This is a genomic window from Streptomyces sp. NPDC052682 (assembly GCF_040678435.1).
In the GTDB taxonomy this organism is placed as follows: Bacteria; Actinomycetota; Actinomycetes; order Streptomycetales; family Streptomycetaceae; genus Streptomyces.
Window position 1 is genome coordinate 69,009 of the sequence record NZ_JBFATS010000002.1, and the last position, 19,446, is coordinate 88,454.

The 19,446-nt window shown below is 72.6% G+C and carries 20 protein-coding genes; 11 read left to right on the plus strand and 9 right to left on the minus strand.

All coding sequences use genetic code 11. The annotated features are described in order from the left end of the window. Positions 1–108: 108 nt before the first annotated feature. Positions 109–1,044 (minus strand): hypothetical protein, encoded by a 936-nt coding sequence (locus tag AB0K80_RS02730; RefSeq protein ID WP_365665128.1) that lies wholly within the window; start codon positions 1,042–1,044, stop codon positions 109–111. A 150-nt stretch (positions 1,045–1,194) separates the two neighbouring features. Further along, positions 1,195–1,935, minus strand: a complete 741-nt coding sequence (locus tag AB0K80_RS02735; protein ID WP_365665130.1) for an HAD family hydrolase — start codon at positions 1,933–1,935, stop codon at positions 1,195–1,197. Between the two features lie 242 nt (positions 1,936–2,177). Between AB0K80_RS02735 and AB0K80_RS02740 the strand changes: the two genes are divergently transcribed. Genes AB0K80_RS02740 through AB0K80_RS02755 form a run of 4 tightly spaced genes read left to right on the plus strand, consistent with a single transcriptional unit; the run spans position 2,178 to position 6,721 of the window. Continuing rightward, complete coding sequence (locus tag AB0K80_RS02740; protein WP_365665823.1) at positions 2,178–3,281, plus strand: phosphotransferase; 1,104 nt, start codon at positions 2,178–2,180, stop codon at positions 3,279–3,281. A 40-nt stretch (positions 3,282–3,321) separates the two neighbouring features. Then, positions 3,322–3,927: a TetR family transcriptional regulator gene (locus tag AB0K80_RS02745; RefSeq protein ID WP_365665132.1), complete on the plus strand. Its 606-nt coding sequence runs from the start codon at positions 3,322–3,324 to the stop codon at positions 3,925–3,927. A gap of 55 nt (positions 3,928–3,982) precedes the next feature. Further along, positions 3,983–6,016 carry an AAA family ATPase gene (locus AB0K80_RS02750; protein WP_365665133.1) on the plus strand — a complete coding sequence of 678 codons (2,034 nt, stop codon included), beginning with the start codon at positions 3,983–3,985 and terminating at the stop codon, positions 6,014–6,016. 21 nt (positions 6,017–6,037) lie between these two features. Further along, entirely contained in the window at positions 6,038–6,721 is a 684-nt protein-coding gene (locus AB0K80_RS02755; protein WP_365665135.1) for an RraA family protein, read from the plus strand. A gap of 43 nt (positions 6,722–6,764) precedes the next feature. On the opposite strand, the gene AB0K80_RS02760 is transcribed toward AB0K80_RS02755, so the two are convergent. After that, positions 6,765–7,682, minus strand: a complete 918-nt coding sequence (locus AB0K80_RS02760) for an NAD(P)-binding domain-containing protein (protein WP_365665137.1) — start codon at positions 7,680–7,682, stop codon at positions 6,765–6,767. Between the two features lie 49 nt (positions 7,683–7,731). Between AB0K80_RS02760 and AB0K80_RS02765 the strand changes: the two genes are divergently transcribed. Continuing rightward, entirely contained in the window at positions 7,732–8,094 is a 363-nt protein-coding gene (locus AB0K80_RS02765; RefSeq protein ID WP_365665139.1) for a helix-turn-helix domain-containing protein, read from the plus strand. A 175-nt stretch (positions 8,095–8,269) separates the two neighbouring features. On the opposite strand, the gene AB0K80_RS02770 is transcribed toward AB0K80_RS02765, so the two are convergent. The 3 genes from AB0K80_RS02770 to AB0K80_RS02780 all read right to left on the minus strand — a co-directional run bounded on the left by AB0K80_RS02770 (position 8,270) and on the right by AB0K80_RS02780 (position 11,594). Then, a complete protein-coding gene (locus tag AB0K80_RS02770; protein ID WP_365665141.1) occupies positions 8,270–9,001 on the minus strand; it encodes a class I SAM-dependent methyltransferase in 732 nt (243 codons plus the stop codon). A gap of 32 nt (positions 9,002–9,033) precedes the next feature. Then, the gene (locus AB0K80_RS02775; RefSeq protein ID WP_365665143.1) at positions 9,034–10,203 is read right to left on the minus strand and encodes a lipase; all 1,170 of its coding nucleotides are present in this window, start codon (positions 10,201–10,203) and stop codon (positions 9,034–9,036) included. Positions 10,204–10,313: 110 nt separating this feature from the next. Continuing rightward, positions 10,314–11,594, minus strand: coding sequence for a phosphatase PAP2 family protein (locus AB0K80_RS02780; RefSeq protein ID WP_365665825.1), 1,281 nt, complete (start codon positions 11,592–11,594; stop codon positions 10,314–10,316). Between the two features lie 67 nt (positions 11,595–11,661). Between AB0K80_RS02780 and AB0K80_RS02785 the strand changes: the two genes are divergently transcribed. From AB0K80_RS02785 to AB0K80_RS02800, 4 genes are all read left to right on the plus strand, one after another. After that, positions 11,662–11,826, plus strand: a complete 165-nt coding sequence (locus AB0K80_RS02785; protein WP_365665866.1) for a hypothetical protein — start codon at positions 11,662–11,664, stop codon at positions 11,824–11,826. Positions 11,827–11,923: 97 nt separating this feature from the next. After that, a complete protein-coding gene (locus AB0K80_RS02790; protein WP_365665145.1) occupies positions 11,924–12,442 on the plus strand; it encodes a helix-turn-helix transcriptional regulator in 519 nt (172 codons plus the stop codon). 76 nt (positions 12,443–12,518) lie between these two features. Then, positions 12,519–13,127 carry a hypothetical protein gene (locus tag AB0K80_RS02795; RefSeq protein ID WP_365665147.1) on the plus strand — a complete coding sequence of 203 codons (609 nt, stop codon included), beginning with the start codon at positions 12,519–12,521 and terminating at the stop codon, positions 13,125–13,127. 105 nt (positions 13,128–13,232) lie between these two features. Further along, positions 13,233–13,565, plus strand: a complete 333-nt coding sequence (locus AB0K80_RS02800; protein ID WP_365665827.1) for a DUF2516 family protein — start codon at positions 13,233–13,235, stop codon at positions 13,563–13,565. Between the two features lie 52 nt (positions 13,566–13,617). Here the strand turns inward: AB0K80_RS02800 and AB0K80_RS02805 are convergent, their stop codons facing one another. From AB0K80_RS02805 to AB0K80_RS02815, 3 genes are all read right to left on the minus strand, one after another. Beyond that, complete coding sequence (locus AB0K80_RS02805) at positions 13,618–14,955, minus strand: fused response regulator/phosphatase (RefSeq protein ID WP_365665148.1); 1,338 nt, start codon at positions 14,953–14,955, stop codon at positions 13,618–13,620. A gap of 280 nt (positions 14,956–15,235) precedes the next feature. After that, complete coding sequence (locus tag AB0K80_RS02810) at positions 15,236–16,333, minus strand: NlpC/P60 family protein (protein ID WP_365665150.1); 1,098 nt, start codon at positions 16,331–16,333, stop codon at positions 15,236–15,238. Positions 16,334–16,553: 220 nt separating this feature from the next. Then, a complete protein-coding gene (locus AB0K80_RS02815; protein WP_365665828.1) occupies positions 16,554–17,339 on the minus strand; it encodes a class I SAM-dependent methyltransferase in 786 nt (261 codons plus the stop codon). Positions 17,340–17,609: 270 nt separating this feature from the next. On the opposite strand from AB0K80_RS02815, the gene mshA reads away from it, so the two are divergent. After that, positions 17,610–18,947 carry a D-inositol-3-phosphate glycosyltransferase gene (mshA, locus tag AB0K80_RS02820; RefSeq protein ID WP_365665152.1) on the plus strand — a complete coding sequence of 446 codons (1,338 nt, stop codon included), beginning with the start codon at positions 17,610–17,612 and terminating at the stop codon, positions 18,945–18,947. Beyond that, positions 18,940–19,446: a YbjN domain-containing protein gene (locus AB0K80_RS02825; RefSeq protein ID WP_365665154.1), complete on the plus strand. Its 507-nt coding sequence runs from the start codon at positions 18,940–18,942 to the stop codon at positions 19,444–19,446. Before mshA ends, AB0K80_RS02825 begins: the two co-directional genes overlap by 8 nt.

Consider the following 19,446-nt stretch of genomic DNA (forward strand, 5'->3'; position numbering starts at 1 on the left):
GGTGCGCCGACGGCTGCCGAAGATCGCGGACCGGCATCTGGTGTCGCTGCGCACCACGCTCCAGGACCTAAAAGGCCAACGGCAAGATCGGCAAGGTCGCCGCCCGGCCTATCGCCCGGCCCGCTCCTCGGGCGGAACCCACCGGGGTTCCGGGATCACGGGGTTCTGCGACTTGATGTACCCCAGCTTCTCCCACAGGTTCCGGTGCCACTCCATGTGGTGCTCCGCGATCTCCTGGGTGGAGCGGGACTGCGCGCGCCGGTCCCAGCCGATGATCCGGGCCTTCCCGTAACGCAGGCCGAAGCCCGCGGCGTCGAGGATCCGGTAGGAGTTGTCACGCCAGTTGATACGGGTGTCCATTATCCCGTAGGGCGCATAGAACAGCTTTTCCTGGTTGAGGATGTAGACCTTGCGCTCGGGTATCTGCGGCGACTCGCGGACCTCACACGTGATGGCGATGTGCGGGTTTCGTTGGTGCACCCGGTCCAGGAGATCCTTGAGCTGGTTCCAGTTGGGCTTGGTGAAATCGTCCCGCATGCGCTGACGGTTCTCCGCGAAGTCCGCGAAGAACACCGTGCCGGCGGGAAGACCGGAGGCCTCAGGAGCGGGATCAAGTCGTCCGGGCAGGCTCATCGGCAGATTGAGATGGGCGATGATGATGCGCAGGTGGAGTTCCTGCGTGCGTACTTCCTCGTCGGCCAGGCGTTCCAGTGGTTCCCGCAGCAGGCCGATCAGCGTCTGCATAGTGAAGCCGGAGAAGTCGATACGGACCTGGCGCGCCTCGAACGCCTCCCTGAAAGGAGCGGCCAGGTCGTTCAGATTGGCCAGGACGTAGACACCCGACACCTCGCGGGGCTCGGACTCGCTGACCGCGTCGAAGAGAATGAGGGCGATCAGTGCGGCGAACGAACCGCCCAGGAAGCCCTGGCCTTTGAGGGCGTCCCCTAGAGGATCGATGATCTCGGCGGCCACACCGAGGACGGCGACCAAGGCCAGCAGCCACTTGATGAGACGGGGTTTCCACTCGCTCAGGGCGTGCTGCACGCGCTGGAGTCTGGAAGGCCGGCCGTCACCCGGATCGCGCGGAGACACCCGCCACCTCCCCTGTGCGCGCCGCAGACACGAGACGACGGCCATGTCTGTCGAGCGTGGTGGCCCCCATGATGCCGTGGTCAAGTCCACAGCGCCAGAAGGTCACTTGCCTTTTCGGAGGGCTCGCGCGGCGACGATGACCGGTTCATGGGAGGGCACCACCCAGTCGGCCAGGCGCTCCCACATCTGTGTGGCGCGCTCCTGCCGCGAGGTGTATCCGATGAAGCGGGTGCCCGCCGCGCGAGCGGCTTCGAGGTCGGTGAGCTGGTCTCCCACCAGCAGACACGAGGAAGGGAGCAGCCCCAGGTGCTGCACCGCGCGGTCCACCGCGTAGGAAGCGGGCTTCATGTGCCGCAGCTCGTACGGGTCGCGCCCGATGACCGTCTCGAACCGCGACTCCATGCCCAGGCGCTTGAGGAACTCCCAGACCGGTCCCTCGGCGTTGTTGCTCACAATCGCCAGGGTCAGTTTCAGCTTGAGCAGCTCATCGACGAGATCCGTGAAACGTGCCGTCGGCTCGGCCGCCTCGACGGCTTGGTATTCGTACCGGGTCACGATGGCTTCCGCCAGGGCGAGCGCCCTGCGGCTGCGAGAGACCGGGGCCGGACGGTCGTACATGTCACGGATGCGCCGCAGAATGCCGTGCGAGTCCTCGCACGCCTCGACGTCAGGGTCGAGAGGGCCCCAGATCTCGCGGACCGCCGCCTTGATCTCCTGGGCGACGGGGGCGGTGGACACCCCGCGGAACAGCCGGGTGACCGGTCCGTCGAAGTCGAACAGCACGGCGCGCGCGTCACCGAGAAGCCGTCGCAGGGCCTCCTGCTCGTCGCGTGCGTCGCCCATCGGTCTCCTCCCGCTCGCCGGCTTCAGTGTGGCTCACGGCGGGCGCTGCGGGGGGCACCGCAGGTCACCGTTCGATCCGCGTCGAGAGGGGATCGACGGGCGTACATGGGCCCGTCCGGTAACCGTTCGGTGGAACAACTTCGGCGAAGAGCGGCGTTTGACGTGAGCCACACGTGACCGCGGAGTACTTTGCTGCCACATCTGTACCCTCCGGAAGGTTCCCACGCAAGAGAAACGGCCCCATGTCATCGGAACCAGCTTCCAGCGCTCGACGGCATGCCCTCCAGGTGTGTGGGGACGCGAGCGTGGTCGAAGGGCCGCTCCAGGGCTACCACCACGAAACGTACGTGTTCCCTCTGCCCGGCGGCGCGGGAACGGCACGGCCGGTTCGCTGGAAATGCCGGGAGCCGCGCACCGAGCTCCTGTGGTTCGACCGACGGTGTTTCGCTTCGGAAGAGGAGTTGCTGGACGCGCTGAGCGGCCGCATCACGGGTATCCCGGACATCCTGGAGTTCGGCGGTCTGCGCCTGCAGCGTTTCATCGAGGGCCGGACGCTCGGGTCGTTGTGGGAATCGGGCCTGCCCGTGCCGGAACCTCTCCTCCGACAGATCGCGCAGGTGTTCCGGCAGCTGGCCGAGGTGACTGCGGAAACGCTGATAGTCAAGCGACGCTGCACCGGCGAGGACCGACCGGAGGACGGTGACACCGACGGCTTCCTGGAGCGGCTCGTGTGTTTCACCGAGGAGAACGTCTACCTGCGGAACCTGCAAAGGTTCGAAGCGCTCTTCGGTGAGCTCGGTGTGGACGGGGATTCCTTCAAGAAGCTCAGGAAGCAGGTGCCGGGTCTCCGGGAGCGCCCCTTCTGCCTGCTGCACGCCGATCTGCACCGGGAGAATTTCATCGTCGATCGGCGCGGACGGCTGTGGACGATCGACTGGGAACTGGCGATGCTCGGCGATCCGCTGTACGACCTGGCGACCCACCTCCACCTGATGCGGTACCCGACCTGGCAGGCTCGCAGGTTGACCGAGCAGTGGTGCCGCACGGTCGAGAAGGTGCGCCGCGGCAGCTCGAACGGCTGGGAGCAGGATCTCGGGCGGCTCCTCTCCTACAAGAAGGCGCAGTCCGTGTTTACCGACGTCATCCGCGTGGCGCTGTCCCTGGAACCCGGACAGGGTGAGCACGGGCGGCACCTCGCGCGGTCCGCACTGAGACTGCGTGGAGTCCTGGCCGAGGCCGCCGTGCCCCTGGGGCTGGACAGGGTGCCGGACCCCCGCGAGATCACGGCCGCTCTCGCGCGATGGTGCCGCACCCACGGAGAACCGCGACGTGACCTGCCGGGCTGACCCTTGTCGTGGTCACCCTCCGCTTGCGTAGGCTCCCCCCATGACCCCACCCGGCCTGCGTGAGCGCAAGAAGCAGCGGATGTACCAGGTGCTGTCGGACGTCGCCGTCCGGCTGTTCCTGGAGAAGGGGTTCGACGCGGTGTCCGTCGCGGAGATCGCCGCCGCGGCCGAGGTGTCCAAACCGACGCTGTTCCGGTACTTCCCGGCCAAGGAGGACCTCGTCCTGTACCGGATCGCCGACCACGAGGGCGAGGCCGCGCGGGTGGTGGGGGAGGGGCCCTCGCCCCTGGCGGCGCTGCGGCGGCATTTTCTGCGCGGGCTGGAGCAGGGGGACCCGGTCACCGGGCTGAGCGACGATCCCGAGGTGCTCGCCTTCCACCAGCTGCTGTACGGCACGCCGGCGCTGGTCGCGCGGCTGTACGCCCATCTGGAGCGGTCCGAGGCCGCGCTCGCCGAGGCGCTGGGCGGCGACCTGGACGCCCGGCTCGCGGCCGGGCAGATCGTCGCCGTGCGGCGGGTCCTCGCGCAGGAGAACTGGCGGCGGATCGCGGCGGGGGAGCGGGCGGCGGACGTACGGGCGGACGCGGTGGCGGCGGCTGAGCGGGCGTTCGGGCTGCTGGCGGGAGGGCTGCCCCGGTTCGCCTGAGTGAGGCTCAGTAAAAAATGTGACCGAGTTACGTTTTTACCGTACGCTCGGCGGCATGACGTCACCCGACCCCGCCCTCCCGCCCGCCCTCGCCCGCGAACGCGCCCACCACGACCGCTGCCGTGCCGCCCTGGCGGCGATGGCCGACGGTGCCCGGGAGTACGTCGTCACCGGCGAGGACGTCTCCGCCTCCGGCGCCGACGCCGAGGTCCTCGGACGCCGGCTGCGCAGCCGGGCCGCGGAACTGCGCGAGCTGCCCGACGGGCCGTTGTTCTTCGGCCGGCTGGACTTCGGCCCGGGCGGGGGCGAGCACGCCGGGCTGACGTACCACATCGGGCGGTTGCGGATCACCGAGGAGCCGGCCGAGCCGCCCCTCGTCGTCGACTGGCGGGCCCCCGTCTCCCGCGCCTACTACCAGGCCTCCACGCGGGATCCGCAGGGCGTGGCCGTGCGGCGGCGGTTCGGGTGGGCGCCCGGCAGCCGGGGCGAGTCCGCCGACCTCACCGGGCTGGAGGACGAGCACCTGGCGCGAGGGGAGGCCGGGCCCGGCGGCATCGTCGCCCGGGAGATCGAGCGGCCCCGGGTCGGGCCCATGCGGGACATCGCCGCGACGATCCAGCCCGAGCAGGACGACCTCGTACGCGAGGACCTCGCCGTGTCCGTGTGCGTGCAGGGCGCGCCGGGCACCGGCAAGACGGCGGTCGGGCTGCACCGGGCGGCGTACCTGCTCTACACCCACCCGCAGCGCCTCCGGCGGGGCGGCCTGCTGATCCTCGGCCCCCACCCGACCTTCCTGTCGTACATCTCCGAGGTGCTGCCCTCCCTCGGGGAGACGGGCGTACGTCAGTCGACGCTCGGCGACGAGATCGCCCGGCATCCGGTGACCGGCGCCGACGACGAGCGGACCGCCGTCGTCAAGCACGACGCCCGGATGGCCGAGGTGCTGCGCCGGGCGCTGTACGCGCGCGTGCCCGGCGGCGCCGGTCCCCTCGAGGTGCCGGACGGGTCGTACCGCTGGCGGGTGGGGGCGCAGGAGCTGGAGCGGATCGTGGCGGGCGTGCGGGACGAGCGGCCGTTGTACGGGGTCGGGCGGGAGCGGGTGCGCAGCCGGATCGTGGCGGAACTGCGGGACCAGGCCGAACGGCGGGGCGGGCCGCGGACGCGGGCGTGGCTGCGCCGGATGGAGCGGGCCCGGCCGGTGACCGCCTGCCTGGACGCCGTCTGGCCCCGGGTGCGGCCCGAGGAGGTCGTCGCCGGCCTGCTGTCCGACCCCGCCGTGCTGGCGGCGGCGGCCGAGGGGGTGCTGGACGCCGAGGAGCAGAAGGCGCTGCTGTGGGCGGGGCCGCCTCGGTCGTGGCGCTCGGCGCGCTGGTCGGCCGCCGACCTGGTGCTGCTCGACGAGGTCGCCGGGCTGATCGAGCACCCGGCGGGGTACGGCCATGTGGTCGTCGACGAGGCGCAGGACCTCTCCCCGATGGAGTGCCGGGCCGTCGCCCGCCGGTCCGCCTTCGGCTCCCTGACCGTGCTGGGCGACCTGGCACAGGGCACCACCCCGTGGGCGGCGCGCTCGTGGCGTACGGTCCTTGCGCACCTGGGCAGGCCACAGGCGCCCGTGGTGGCGCTGACCACCGGGTTCCGGGTGCCGAAGGCGGTCGTCGCCCTCGCCAACCGGCTGCTCGGCCGGCTCGGCGTGGACGTCCCGCCCGCCACGTCGCTGCGCGGCGACGGGGAGGTGCGCATCCGGCGGGCGGCTCCGGGTGAGGTGCCGGGAGAGGTCGTGGCCGCCGTGCGGGACGCACTCGCCCGGGAGGGCTCCGTCGGGGTCGTCGCGGCCGACGCGGACGTGCCCCGGGTGCGTCGTGCGCTGGCGGCGGCCGGGGTCGCGGCGGCGGGCCCGGAGGACCTGGGCGCCCGGGTGACCGTGGTGCCGGCGAGTGTCGTCAAGGGCCTGGAGTACGACCACGTGGTGGCCGTCGAGCCGGCGGCGATCGCGGCGGCGGAGGACCGCGGGCTGCACCGGCTGTACGTGGTGCTGACCCGGGCGGTGTCACGGCTGGACGTGGTGCTCAGCGGCCAACTGCCGTTCTGACAGCGGGCGTAGGGTGCGGGCATGGCAGACACGGAGATCGACACCGACCGCGACACCGCCAGCGACACCGACCGCGTCAGCGACCGGGGCATCGCCGCGTTCGCGGACCTCCCCACCACCACCCTCGCCGACCTGCTGGGCCGCGCCCAGGTCATGGACATCGGCATCCGTCCGCTGTGGGGCCCGGTGCCGCGCGTGGCCGGGCCGGCGTTCACCGTGCGGTGCCCGCCCGGCGACAACCTGATGCTGCACGCGGCCGTCTACCGGGCCGAGCCCGGCTCGGTCGTCGTCGTGGAGTCGGGCGACCTGGACTACGCGCTGGCCGGCGGCAACGTGTGCGCGGTCGCGCAGCGCCGGGGCGTCGCGGCCTTCGTCGCCGACGGGCTGATCCGGGACCTGGCCGAGGTGCGGGAGGCCGGGTTCCCGGTGTTCGCGCGCGGGGTCATCCCGATCCCGGGCACCAAGTCGGCCGTACGGCCGCTCGGGGAGCGGGTGCGGTGCGGCGGGGTGTCCGTCTCCCCGGGGGATGTCGTCGTGGCCGACGAGGAGGGCGTGGTCGTCGTGCCGGGTGACCGCCGGGCGGAGATCCTCGCCGGGGCCCGGGACAAGCTCGCCAAGGAGGCCGCCGAGTCCCTGGACGACTGGGAGGCGGCGCACCGGGCGCGGATCGAACGGACCCTGGCCGAGGGCGGGTTCGAAGGGTGACGTTCCGGGGCCGGGGAGGGAGCCGTCCCCCGGCCCCGGGGGATCACCCAAGGTGGCGGCTGATGACCTCCGCGACCCGCACGAAACCGTCCGTGCCGTGTCCGAGACCGATCGCGCGGCGGGCCATGCCCTCGGTCGCGCGCATCACGCCGGCGTCGATGCCGTGGGACTCGGACACCGCCACGATGTGGGCCATCGAGGACGCCCCCGAGGTGAGCGGATTGAGGCGGCCGGAGAAGGTGCCGTCGTCGGCGTCGCCGGCCCACTCCGCGAACAGCGGCGGCAGGATCGCGGCGATGCCCTGGGCGAAGGGCGCCAGCTCCCGGGCGGTGATGCCCTCGGCCTTCGCCACCGCCAGGGCGTGCGCGTAGCCCGCCATCGACGTCCAGAAGACGTCGAGCAGGGCGATGTCGAAGGCGGCGGCCCGGCCGATGTCCTCGCCGAGGTGGGTGTGGCTGCCGCCCAGCACGTCGAGCACGGGGCGGACCTCGCGGTAGAGGTCCCGCGGGCCGCTGTACAGGAACACCCCGCCGGGCGTTCCGATGACCGGGGTCGGCACCATGATGGCGCCGTCCAGGTAACGGACCCCGTGGGCGGCGGCCCACTCGGCCGTCTCACGGGCCCGGGCCGGGGTGTCGGCGGTCAGGTTGACGACCGTACGGCCCTTCAGGGCGGCGGCGACCTCGTCCTGCCGCAGCACGGCGTCGGCGGCGTCGTAGTTCACCACGCAGACGACGACCACCTCACCGGCGGCGGCCGCCTCGGCGGCGGTCCGGGCGCCGGCCGCTCCCCGGTCGAGCAGCTCGCGGTCCTTGCCCGGGGTGCGGTTCCAGACGGTGGTGCGCAGCCCCGCGTCCAGGAAGGCGCCGGCCAGCGCCCGGCCCATCGGACCGAGCCCCAGCACGGTGACGGCGGCCCGGGAGGAATGCCCCGGGGACGGGGTGGTGCTGTACGTAGACACGCTTCAACTCCTAGCTGTATTACGGCAATTGATGACGAAAGGGGCGAGGATGACGCGCCGCCGCCAGGACCCGGGCGTCTGCGGAGTGACCGCCGCGATCAGCGTGATCGACGGCAAGTGGAAGACGACCCTGCTGTGGCTGCTGGAGTCGGGCCCGCGGCGGCCGGGGCAGCTGCGCCGGCAGGTGCCGGGCCTCACCGAGAAGGTGCTGACCCAGGCGTTACGGGAGATGACGGAGGACGGGCTGGTGCACCGGGAGGTGTACGACGTGCTGCCGCCGAAGACGGTCTACTCGCTGACCCCCTTCGGCCGTGAACTCGCCGAGGCGCTGGCCCCGCTCTCCGACTGGGGTCACCGCCGCCTGGAGCGGCTGGCCGAGACCGAGGCGGGAGTCTCCCGGCCCGCCTCCTGACGCGTACGTCACCTCCGTCCCCTGCCCGCCCGGCACCTCACCGGCCGCCCACCACCAGGGTCGCCGTACGCCCGCACCCAGCCAAGTACCCACAAAAAAGTGGGTGTTGGTCACCGGCCGGCCGGCCATGCGGCGCGGCACCGCGAGGTCCGGGTGGCGCGGCTCCGGGTCGCGGTCATGCCTCCGGCCGCCGGGCGAGGAAGACGAGCTCCTTGCCGGGGCGGTCGGGGGCGTCCCGTACGGCTTCGACGGTGTACCCCTGTGCGGTCAGGTCCGCCTCCACCTCCTCGCGGCCGCGGAACCGCAGGGTCGAGTCGGAGGTCAGCACCTGCCCGTCCGCGGTGAACACGTACGTCCAGCGGAAGGTGACCAGCTGCCCGTCGACGCCGCGTACGTCCACCCAGCTGCGCACCGTGCCCACGCCGGGGACCTCGGTGACGCGGTACGTGGCCTCGCGGTGCCAGTCCTCCCAGGCGCGCCGGGCCGGGTCCCGGGTCTCGAACACCAGCCGTCCGCCCGGGCGCAGGGCCTGGCAGGCGCCCTGGAGGGTCGCCTGCCAGGCCTCGGGGGTGACGATCGCCTGGGCGACGTTCGCCGTCATGGTGGCCAGGTCCACCCGCAACGGCGGCAGGGCCGTGGCGTCACCGTGGATCCAGCGCACCCGGTCGGCGCCCGGTGTCGCCCGGGCCACGTCGAGACACGCCCCGGCGGGGTCCACGCCGACCACCTCCACCCCGCGCCCGGCCAGCAGCAGCGCGAACACGCCCGTGCCGCAGCCGATGTCCAGCACCCGGCGCGCCCCGGACTTTGCCGCCAGCCGGAGGTAGGGCGCCAGGTCGGTGCGGTCCGGGTGGAGGTGGTCGTACAGGGCGGCGAGCCGGGGGTGGTGGAACTCCTCGTCGGCCATGCCGGGACGCTAGCCGCCGGGGCGCGACGCCGTCAGCCCGCGAACGGGCCGTCCGCGCCGAAGGCCAGCGCGGCGAAGCGTTCGCCGATCCGGCGGTGGGCCGCGGCGTCGGGGTGGAGCTGGTCGGGCAGGGGCAGTTCGGCGTGGTCGGCCTCGCCGTACAGGTCGCGGCCGTCGAGGTAGTGCAGGTGGGGGTCGTCGGCCGCCCGTTGCCGCACGATGCGGGACAGCTCCTCCCGGATGACGCCGAGGGTCAGTTTCCCGCTCGCGCGTTCCGCCGGGTCGCCCATCGCGGCGAACCGCAGCTGCCCGGCGCGCAGTCCGTCGAGGTCGGGCGCGCTGGGGCCCGGGGTGTCCTCGTGGATCGGGCACAGGATGGGGGAGACCACCAGCAGCGGGGTGTCCGGGTGGCCCTCGCGGACGGTGTCGAGGAAGCCGTGCACGGCCGGGGTGAAGGCGCGCAGCCGCATGAGGTCCAGGTTGACCAGGTTGATGCCGACCTTGAGGCTGATCAGGTCGGCTGGGGTGTCCCGTACGGCGCGGGCGGTGAAGGGGTCGAGCAGGGCGCTGCCGGCCAGCCCGAGGTTGATCAGCTCCACGCCGCCGAGGGAGGCGGCGAGCACCGGCCAGATGCCCGTCGGGCTCGCGGCGTCGGAGCCGTGGCTGATCGAACTGCCGTGGTGCAGCCACACCCTGCGGCCGCGGTCCGGCACGGGCTGGACGGGGGCGTCGGTGCGCAGGGCGAGCAGCTCGGTGGTCTCGTTGTGCGGCAGCCAGATCTCCACGTCCTTCATCCCGGCGGGCAGGCCGGTGAAGGACACGGTGGCGGGCGGGCCGGGCCGGTGCTCGGCGGTGCCGGTGGTCATGTCGATGGTCACGGTGTGCCCGCCGCCGGCGGTGGCCTGGGCGGTCAGCCGGCCGTCGACGAGCAGGTCGTACAGCCCGTCCGGGCGGGGCGGGGCGCCGACGTAGGCGCGTTTGGTGGGCAGCGTGTCCAGTTCGACGGCGGTGGCCGGCGTACGGAACACCAGCCGTACGCCGGAGGGCTGGGACTCGGCCGTCGCGAGCTGCTCGTCGGGGCACTGGGCGCGGGCCCGGGCGGGCAGCCGGTGCGGCAGGATTCCGCGTTCGGTGCGTTCCAGGTCGAGGGCGCCGCGGACGAGTTCGGCGGTCAGGGGGGTGGTGGTCCACTCGGTGTGCACGGGTTCCGCTTTCCGACGTCGGGAGGGGCCGACGGTGCCCGGGCCGGGCAGCCCTGTCCAGGCCGGGCAGCCGGGCCGGGCACCGTCTGTCGGCGACTACCCAGCCTGACTCACGCCAGTTCCGGTTGCGGTTCCGGCCGCGGGACCGCCGGCGTCTTCGGCTCCCACCGCTCGATGGCCCGTACGAAGCCGTACACCACGGACGCCATCGCCAGCAGGAGCAGCGGCCCGAACACCCACGGATACGCGGCCATCGTCACCGGCAGGTAGCGGTAGGACACCAGCATCAGGGCGAAGACCGTCGTGCCGCAGGCGACGAGCTGCACCGCGGACCGGTCCCAGCCGCGGCCGGCCGCGCGCAGCGCAGCCTCGATGGTCAGCGCGAACACCACGCCGGCGATGAGGTCCGCCCCGTAGTGGTAGCCGAAACCGAGCGTCGCGGCGAGCGTGGCGATGAGCCAGAAGGTGCCCATCAGGCGCAGCGCCCGGGGGCCCCTGCGGGAGTGCACGAAGATGGTGGTGGCCCAGGCCGTGTGCAGGCTGGGCATGCAGTTGCGGGGGGTGATCTGGTCGAACGGTATCGGGTGCGGCGCACCGGCCGGCGGGGTCGTCGGCCACAGGTTCGCCGCCGCCCAGTGTCCGCCGTCGGCGCCGTAGGCGAAGACCGGTCCGACCACCGGGAAGATCATGTAGATGCCGGGTCCGAGGAGGCCGATCACCAGGAAGGTGCGCACCAGGTGGTGGGCGGGGAAGCGGCGCTCGGCGGCCACGTGGCGCAGCTGGTACACCGCGACGACGACCGCGGCCACGGCGAGCTGGATGTAGACCCAGTCGAGGAGATGGGCGCCGACCGGGCCGGTGGCGTCGACGAGCCGGCCCACCAGCCAGGACGGGTCACCCAGGGCGTGGTCGGCGGTGGCCACGTACGGGTCGAGCACCGTCGGGCGGGTCTTGGAGGTGATGAGCAGCCAGGCGTCACCGGTCTTGCGGCCGGCCACCAGCAGCAAGCCCAGCCCCACCCCCTTGAGCAGCAGCACGCGTTCCTGTCCGGTGCGGCGCGTGACGGCGATGACCGCGACGGCCAGGATCACCCACAACGCGCCGTTGCCGAACGGGTGGCCGGTGGGCGGCCAGATGCCGAGGACCCACCGCGCGAGAAGGAAGACGAGGTCGATGCCGACCGCGGCAGCAGCCGCGATGAACCGCTGCCGCCAGGTGAGCACCACCATCGTCAGCGCCATGCTGGCGTACAGCAACGGCCCCGATTTGGGGGCGAATATCACCTCCCGCGCCTGATTGGTGATCGGCCCTGGTATGCCGTAGCGACGGGCGGCGATCTCCAGCGCGACCAGGAACCCGAGGGCCACCGCACCGGCCGCGGCCCACAGGATGACGCGCGGCCGGCGCCAGGCGGGGGGCGCAGGTGTGTTGTCTGTCCGCGAGGTGTCTCGCGAGGCTATGGGTATCAATGCTGTGGCCGATTTGGTCGGTTATGGGCGAATTAATGCAAGATGGTTGATAAATGCGCTCACCATGAGTTCGAACATGTTATCGGCGCAGGCGGCGCAACACGCCGAAAACGGCACCGAAAACCATGCGGGAATCCTTTTGCCCCATCCTTGATCCCGTCTCGGCCGACCGGGCGGTTCCCGCGTGGCGTGGCGCACTTTTGCAAGCGGCGTGCTTGCAAAAGTTAGCGGGGGTGGGGCAAGGTGGAGGCATGGCATCGCTCAACGTCGGCAATCTCGGTGAGTACCTGCGCGAGCAGCGGCGCAACGCGCAGCTGTCGCTGCGGCAGCTCGCCGACGCCGCCGGTGTGTCCAATCCGTACCTCAGCCAGATCGAGCGCGGGCTGCGCAAGCCGAGCGCGGAGGTGCTCCAGCAGGTCGCCAAGGCCCTGCGGATCTCCGCGGAGACGCTGTACGTCCGTGCCGGGATCCTGGACGCCGAGCGGGACCGGGACGCGGTGGAGACGCGGGCGGTCATCCTCGCCGATCCCACGCTGACCGAGCGGCAGAAGCAGGTGCTGCTCCAGATCTACGAGTCCTTCCGCAAGGAGAACGGCCTCGCAGGCGAGCATCCGGCCGACGCGGCAGGTGAGGATGCGGCGCACCCGGACACTCCGGACAGCGGCACCGCCGTAGGACGTACCCGCACGGGCGACCGTGCCGACCCCGCCGTACGCCGTCCCCGCACGGTCGGCGGCGGTGACAACGGCCCGCAGCAGGCGGCCGGTTGAGCCGGACCAGGGCACCGGCCACCTGACTGCGGACCCACAGACCCCCAGCCGAAACGAATCCGGGAGGACCATCACCATGGCCATCACCGACGACCTGCGCAAGACCCTGAGCAACCCGACCCCGCTGTACTTCGCCGCCGGCACCGCCGACCTCGCCCTGCAGCAGGCCAAGAAGGTGCCGGCCCTGGTGGAGAAGCTGCGTGCCGAGACCCCGGCGCGGATCGAGGCCGTGCGCAACACCGACCCGAAGGCCGTGCAGGAGAAGGCGACCGTCCGGGTCAAGGAGACGCAGGAGACCCTGCAGAACAAGGTCAACGAGTTCCTCGGGTCTCTCGACAAGGACCTGAAGAAGTTCGGCGAGACCGCCCAGGACCTCGCGCTGCGCTCGGTCGGCGTGGCCGCCGAGTACGCCGTCAAGGCCCGGGAGGCCTACGAGAAGGTCGCCGAGCACGGTGAGCAGGCCGTGAAGACCTGGCGCGGCGAGGCCGCCGAGGGGATCGAGGATCTGGCCGTGGCCGTCGAGCCGAACGCCGAGCCGGTCGAGGTGAAGGAGGAGGCCAAGCCCGCCGAGGCCAAGCCCGCCGAGGCCCAGGCCGGCCCGGACGCCGACAAGAAGGCCCCGGCCAGGAAGGCCCCGGCGCGCAAGCCGGCGACCGCGAAGAAGACGACGCCGCCCGCCAAGTAAGCGGCGGCAGGCGAGCGGGCCGGGCACCCTCGGGGTGCCCGGCCCGTTGTACGGGTACGGTGACCGCGTAGGAACGAGCCGAGTCGGGTGGTGAGCGTTGTGCTGATGCAGGGCTTCGCGGGGTTCATGTGGCTGCTGAGCATGGCCCTGATCCTTTTCAGCGGCTTCGCGTTGATCGACGCCGCCGTGCGACGCGAGGACGCCTACCGCGCGGCCGACAAGCAGACCAAGCCGTTCTGGATGATCATCCTCGGCATCGCCTTCGTGGTGGACCTGCTCTTCCCGATCCTGTCGTTCCTGCCGGTCATCGGCCTCGTCGCGACGATCGTGTACATGGTCGACGTACGCCCGGCCCTCCGCAGCCTGCCCGGCGGCGGCCGCAGCCGCCGCGGCTCCAGCAGCGACGGCCCGTACGGCCCCTGGAACGGCGGGCGCTGAGCGCTGCGACGCCAGGGCCGGCGCCGAGCGGGACGGTGCGGAGCGGGTCCGCTCAGCCCTCCCGGTCCAGCAGCAGCACGGCCACGTCGTCCGTCAACTCCCCGCCGTTGAGCGTCCGCACCTCGTTCACCGCGGCCCGCAGCAGTTCCTCACCGCGCAACCCCTCGGACAGCTGCCGGCGGATCATCTCCACCATGCCGTCCTGCCCGAGCCGCTCCCGGCCCTCACCGATCCGGCCCTCGATCAGTCCGTCGGTGTAGAGCATCAGGCTCCACTCGGCGCCCAGCTCCACCTGCATACGCGGCCAGCGGGCGCCCGGCAGCAGGCCCAGGGCCGGGCCGTTGTTGTCGTACGGCAGCAGCCGCGGCGCCTGGCCCGGGCGGGCCAGCAGCGGTGCCGGATGGCCGGCCAGGCACAGCCCGGCGCGGCGGCCGTCCGGCGCGATGTCCACCGTGCACAGGGTCGCGAAGATCTCGTCGTCGGCACGCTCGTGCTCCAGCACCTGCTGCAGCGTGCCCAGCAGCTGGTCGCCGCACAGGCCCGCCAGCGTCAGCGCCCGCCAGGCGATGCGCAGCTCCACCCCGAGGGCGGCCTCGTCCGGGCCGTGGCCGCAGACGTCGCCGATCATGGCGTGCACGGTGCCGTCCTGGGTGCGCACGACGTCGTAGAAGTCGCCGCCGAGCAGCGCCCGGGAGCGGCCCGGGCGGTAGCGGGCGGCGAACCGCAGGGAAGAGCCCTCCAGCAGCGGGGTCGGCAGCAGGCCGCGCTGCAGCCGGCGGTTCTCCTGGGCGCGCATCCGGCCCTCGGCGAGCCGCCGTTCGGCGGTGTCGGACCGCTTGCGCTCCACGGCGTAGCGGATCGCCCGGCTCAGCAGCCGGCCGTCCAGCTCGTCGCGGAAGAGGTAGTCCTGGGCGCCCACGCGCACCGCCTCGGCGCCGCGCTCGGCGTCGCCGGACGCGGTGAGCGCGAGGACGGCGTGCCGGGGCGCGAGCTCGAGCACGTGCTTGAGCACGGCGAGCTCGTCGTCACCGTCGCCCGCCCGGCCCGGCGCCGGCAGCGCCAGGTCCAGCAGGATGCAGTGGACGTCGTCGGTGAGCAGCCGCTCGGCCTCGGTGAGGTTGCGCGCGGTGCGGACGCGGATCGGCTTGCCGGCCTGGTCGAGCAGGTCGGGCACGATCGGCGAGCCGGCCGGGTCGTCCTCGATGAGCAGCAGCGTCAGGTTGGTGTGGGTGGTGTGGTTCTCGACCTGGTCCGTCTTCTCGACCTTGGCCTCCTTGCGCGGGGCGGTCCCCAAGGAGTCCTTGGGAGCGCCGTCGCTCAGGGACGCGGCCTGCGCCTGACCACTCTCCACGGCCGGGATCGCTCTCTGCCGCGGTACGGGTACGGGCATTGTCCTGAGTTCCTTCCCTCCCCCCGAGGGCTGGCGGGGGCGAGGGGTCTCGACCCACCGACGGGGACCATAGCGGGTCGCGGCACCGCAGCGGAATGGTGTGAGGCACGCCGCTGGGCCCTCGGCCACTGTCATATGCCGCGATATCCGTAGCAGTTGGACAGGGAATGTGTGTCGCGGGGATGACGAACGTCACGTCCGCGCGGGGTTTTCGGGGGTGTTGGGCGTGGGGTGGGTCACGTGGTCCACGTCACGGAGGGCGGTCACCCCCCGGCGGTTCCTACGCGTCCGGCCGGACCACCCCGAGGATCGGCATCGAGCCCGCCCCCGCGATCGTCACGGTCCGCCCCGGGCGCGGGGCGTGCACGATCGAGCCGTCGCCGATGTACAGCGCGACATGGCTGGCGTCGTCGAAGTAGATGATGAGGTCGCCGGGGCGCATGTCCTGTACGGCGATGTGCTTCAGCCGCTTCCACTGCTCCTGCGAGGTGCGCGGGATGCCCCGCCCGGCCGACGCCCAGGCCTGTGAGGTCAGCCCGGAGCAGTCGTACGTCCTGGGGCCCTCGGCGCCCCACTGGTACGACTTGCCGAGCTGGGCGGTGGCGTACTGGACCGCCTTCTTCCCCTGCTCGGTGGCCTTGCCGGTGATCTCGTCGAGGACGCCGGAGTCGAGCCAGGCGGTCTGCGCCCGCTGAGCGGCCTCGCGTTCCAGTTCGGCGAGGCGCTCGCGCTCCTGTTTCGCCAGCTCCGACTCGAGCTTCTCGGCCGCCGCGATCTGCTTCTCGATCTTCTTCTGTGCCGTGGCCTTGGCCTTGCGGCCCGCCTCCAGCTTCTTCCACTGGGCGGTGGCGTCCTTGGCGTACTGCTCCAAGTCCTCCTGAGTGCGGGTCATCTCGCCCAGCAGGCCTTTGGCGGCGTGCTGGCCCTGGCGGACCCGGCGGGTGCCGTCGAGGAACTCCTGCGGGTCGTCGCTGAGCATCAGGTGGGCCTCGGGCGGCAGCCCGCCCGTGCGGTACTGGGCGCGTGCCGCGGCGCCCGCGCGGTCCTTCAGCTCGGCCAGCTTCTCGCGGCCCTCGGCGATCTTCTTCTCCAGCCGGGCGATCTCGGCGGACTGCTGCTTCGCCTTCTCCTCGGCGGCGTTGTACTCCTCCGTGGCGACGGCCGCCGCGCGGTAGAGGCTGTCGAGCTTCTTGCGGACGGCTTCGAGGTCCTTGTTCGGCGCGGGGGCCGGGCTGGTGGACGGTGCGGGGCTCGTGGACGCGCTGGGGGAGGGGCCGGGGTCGGGGGCGGCGAACGCCGTGCCCGGGGCCGCCAGCACGGTGACCGCCAGGACCACGGTCACGGCCGCCGTGATCAGGCCGCGCTTGCCCGTTCCCATAGCCCATCCCCCCACGTGGTTAACGGTCAGTAACTTACGGCGTCTGGGGGATGCTGCCATGCCCGCGCCCGAAACGACAGAGTCCGTACACCCGCCGGTCCCTCCGGCAGGCCTTTCCTGGCCGCGGTCCTGTCATGACGGGCCCCCGGTGAGTGTGACGAACGACTCACAGAGATCGTTCCGCGGTGGGGGACGCTCCCCCGCACGGGCGGTGCCCCGTTCACCCCCGCGGCGCCAACGCCTCCCACCGCAGGGTCACTTCGCCCTGGCGCCAGCGGGCCGGTCCGTCCGTGACCGGCCAGTCGGTGCGTATGTCCTGGACCGCGCGGATCCAGCGCTGCCGGGCGCCGTAGGCGGCGTAGGGCGCGGCGGCGGCCCAGGCGCGGTCGAAGTCGCGCAGGAAGGCGTGCACCGGCTCGCCGGGGACGTTGCGGTGGATGAGCGCCTTCGGCAGCCGTTCCGCCAGGTCCGAGGGGCGCTCCAGGGAGCCCAGCCGGGTGGCGAAGGTGACCGTGCGCGGGCCCTCGGGGCCGAGGGCGACCCACACGTGCCGGCGTCCGATCTCGTCGCAGGTCCCCTCCACCAGCAGCCCGCCGCCCGAGTGCGCGGTCGCCGGGGCCAGCCGGGCGCACAGTCCGGCCCAGACGGAGGCGACCTCGCTCTCGTCGTACTGGCGCAGGACGTTGGCGGCGCGGATGAGCAGCGGACGCTCGGGGATGGGGATCTCGAACCCGCCGTGCCGGAAGGCCAGGCCCTCGCGCTCGTACGGCCGGGCCGCCGCGACCCGGGCCGGTTCGATCTCGATGCCGACCACACGCGCGCGTGGCGCCACGGTCCGCAGGCGGCCCAGCAGCTCGACGGCCGTCCAGGGGGCCGCCCCGTAGCCGAGGTCGACCGCGACCGGGTCGGCGCCGCGCCGCAGCTCGGCGCCGTGCGTGGCCGCGATCCAGCGGTCCATGCGGCGCAGCCGGTTGGGGTTGGTCGTCCCGCGCGTCACCGTCCCCACGACGGGCGTCCCCGGGCGGATCCGAGCCTGGGGGAGGGGCACTGCGCGGGCTGTCACGGATACGAGGGTAAGGGAGCGTCCACGCCGCCCACGCAGGCGAGCGACCCGGCAGTCCACGCATCCCGGCGTCGAACGGTTGAGCGACCAGCAGTAATGATTCGGCAAAAGCCGCCCCCGGCGGAAATGGGGCAGCCCCTTCCGGTGTTGCCCCTCTTCGAAGGGCTCGTGCGCCCTGCGACCGGCATGCCCGCAAGCGAGGAGGAACGCCACGTGAGCCAGTACATCGGCAGGCTCGGGCGGCGCTCCCCGGCCGCATCGCCGCGCCTGAGGCTGCACCGCAGGCCACGCCGCGTGGCCATGCTCTCCGTGCACACCTCCCCGCTGCACCAGCCGGGCACCGGCGACGCCGGCGGCATGAACGTCTACATCGTGGAGCTCGCGCAGCGCCTGGCCGCCCACGGCATCGAGGTGGAGGTCTTCACGCGCGCCACCGCCGCCGCCCTCCCGCCGACCGTGCAGCTCGCCCCGGGCGTGCTGGTCCGGCACGTGGACGCCGGGCCGTACGAGGGCCTCGCCAAGGAGGACCTCCCGGCGCAGCTGTGCGCCTTCACGCACGGCGTGATGCAGGCCTGGGCCGGCCACCGCCCCGGCCACTACGACCTGGTCCACTCCCACTACTGGCTCTCCGGCCACGTCGGCTGGCTCGCCGCCCAGCGCTGGGGCGTGCCCCTGGTGCACGCCATGCACACCATGGCCAAGGTCAAGAACGCCAACCTGGCCGACGGCGACACCCCCGAGCCCGCCGCCCGCGTCATCGGCGAGACCCAGATCGTCGCCGCCGCCGACCGGCTCATCGCCAACACCGCCGAGGAGGCCGACGAACTCGTCCGGCACTACGCCGCCGACCCGGCCAAGGTCGCCGTCGTCCACCCGGGCGTCAACCTCACCCGTTTCACCCCCGCCGACGGCCGCGCCGCAGCCCGGGCCCGGCTCGGCCTCCCGCAGGACGCCCTGATCCCGCTCTTCGCCGGCCGTATACAGCCCCTCAAGGCCCCCGACGTGCTGCTGCGCGCGGTCGCCGTGCTGCTCGACGAGCGCCCCGAGCTGCGTTCCCGCATCCTCGTGCCCGTCGTCGGCGGCCCCAGCGGCAGCGGCCTCGCCAAACCCGAAGGGCTGCAGAAACTCGCGGCCCGCCTCGGCATCGCGGACGTCGTACGGTTCCGCCCGCCGGTCGGCCAGGAGCAGCTCGCGGACTGGTTCCGGGCGGCCTCCCTGCTGGTGATGCCCTCCTACAGCGAGTCCTTCGGCCTGGTCGCCATAGAGGCCCAGGCGGCGGGCACCCCCGTGCTCGCGGCAGCGGTCGGCGGCCTGCCGGTCGCCGTACGGGACGGGCAGACCGGTTTCCTCGTCCGCGGGCACAACCCCGCCGACTACGCGCGCGTGCTGCGCGACTTCGCCGACAGGCCGGAGCTGACGGACCGTATGGGCGCCGCCGCCACCCGGCACGCCCAGTCCTTCGGCTGGGACACCGCGGCCGCCGCCACCGCGGACGTCTACACGGCCGCGCTGCAGGCGCACCGGCGTCGCGTACGCTCCCACCATGGCTGAGGCACACAAGGCGGCGGCACAGGTCATCGAGGGCGTCCTGAAGGACGCCGAGCTGGAGTGGGAGAGCCCCGAGCCCGGGACGTACGTGGCCAAACTCCCCGGCACCCGCAAACTGTCGACGACCCTCTCGCTGCGCGTCGGCCGCCACTCCCTCTCCCTCAACGCCTTCGTCATCCGCCACCCCGACGAGAACGAGGCGGCCGTCCACCGCTGGCTCCTGGAGCGCAACCTCAAGCTGTACGGCGTGAGTTACGCCGTGGACCAGCACGGCGACATCTACGTCACCGCCCGCCTCCCGCTGTCCGCCGTCACCCCGGACGAGGTGGACCGCCTGCTCGGCCAGGTCCTGGAGGCGGCCGACGGCAGTTTCAACACCCTGCTGGAACTGGGCTTCGCGAGCGCCATCCGCAAGGAGTACGCCTGGCGCGTCTCGCGCGGCGAGCCGACGCGGAACCTGGACGCCTTCGCGCACCTGCTGCAGCGGCCGACCGAGGACTGA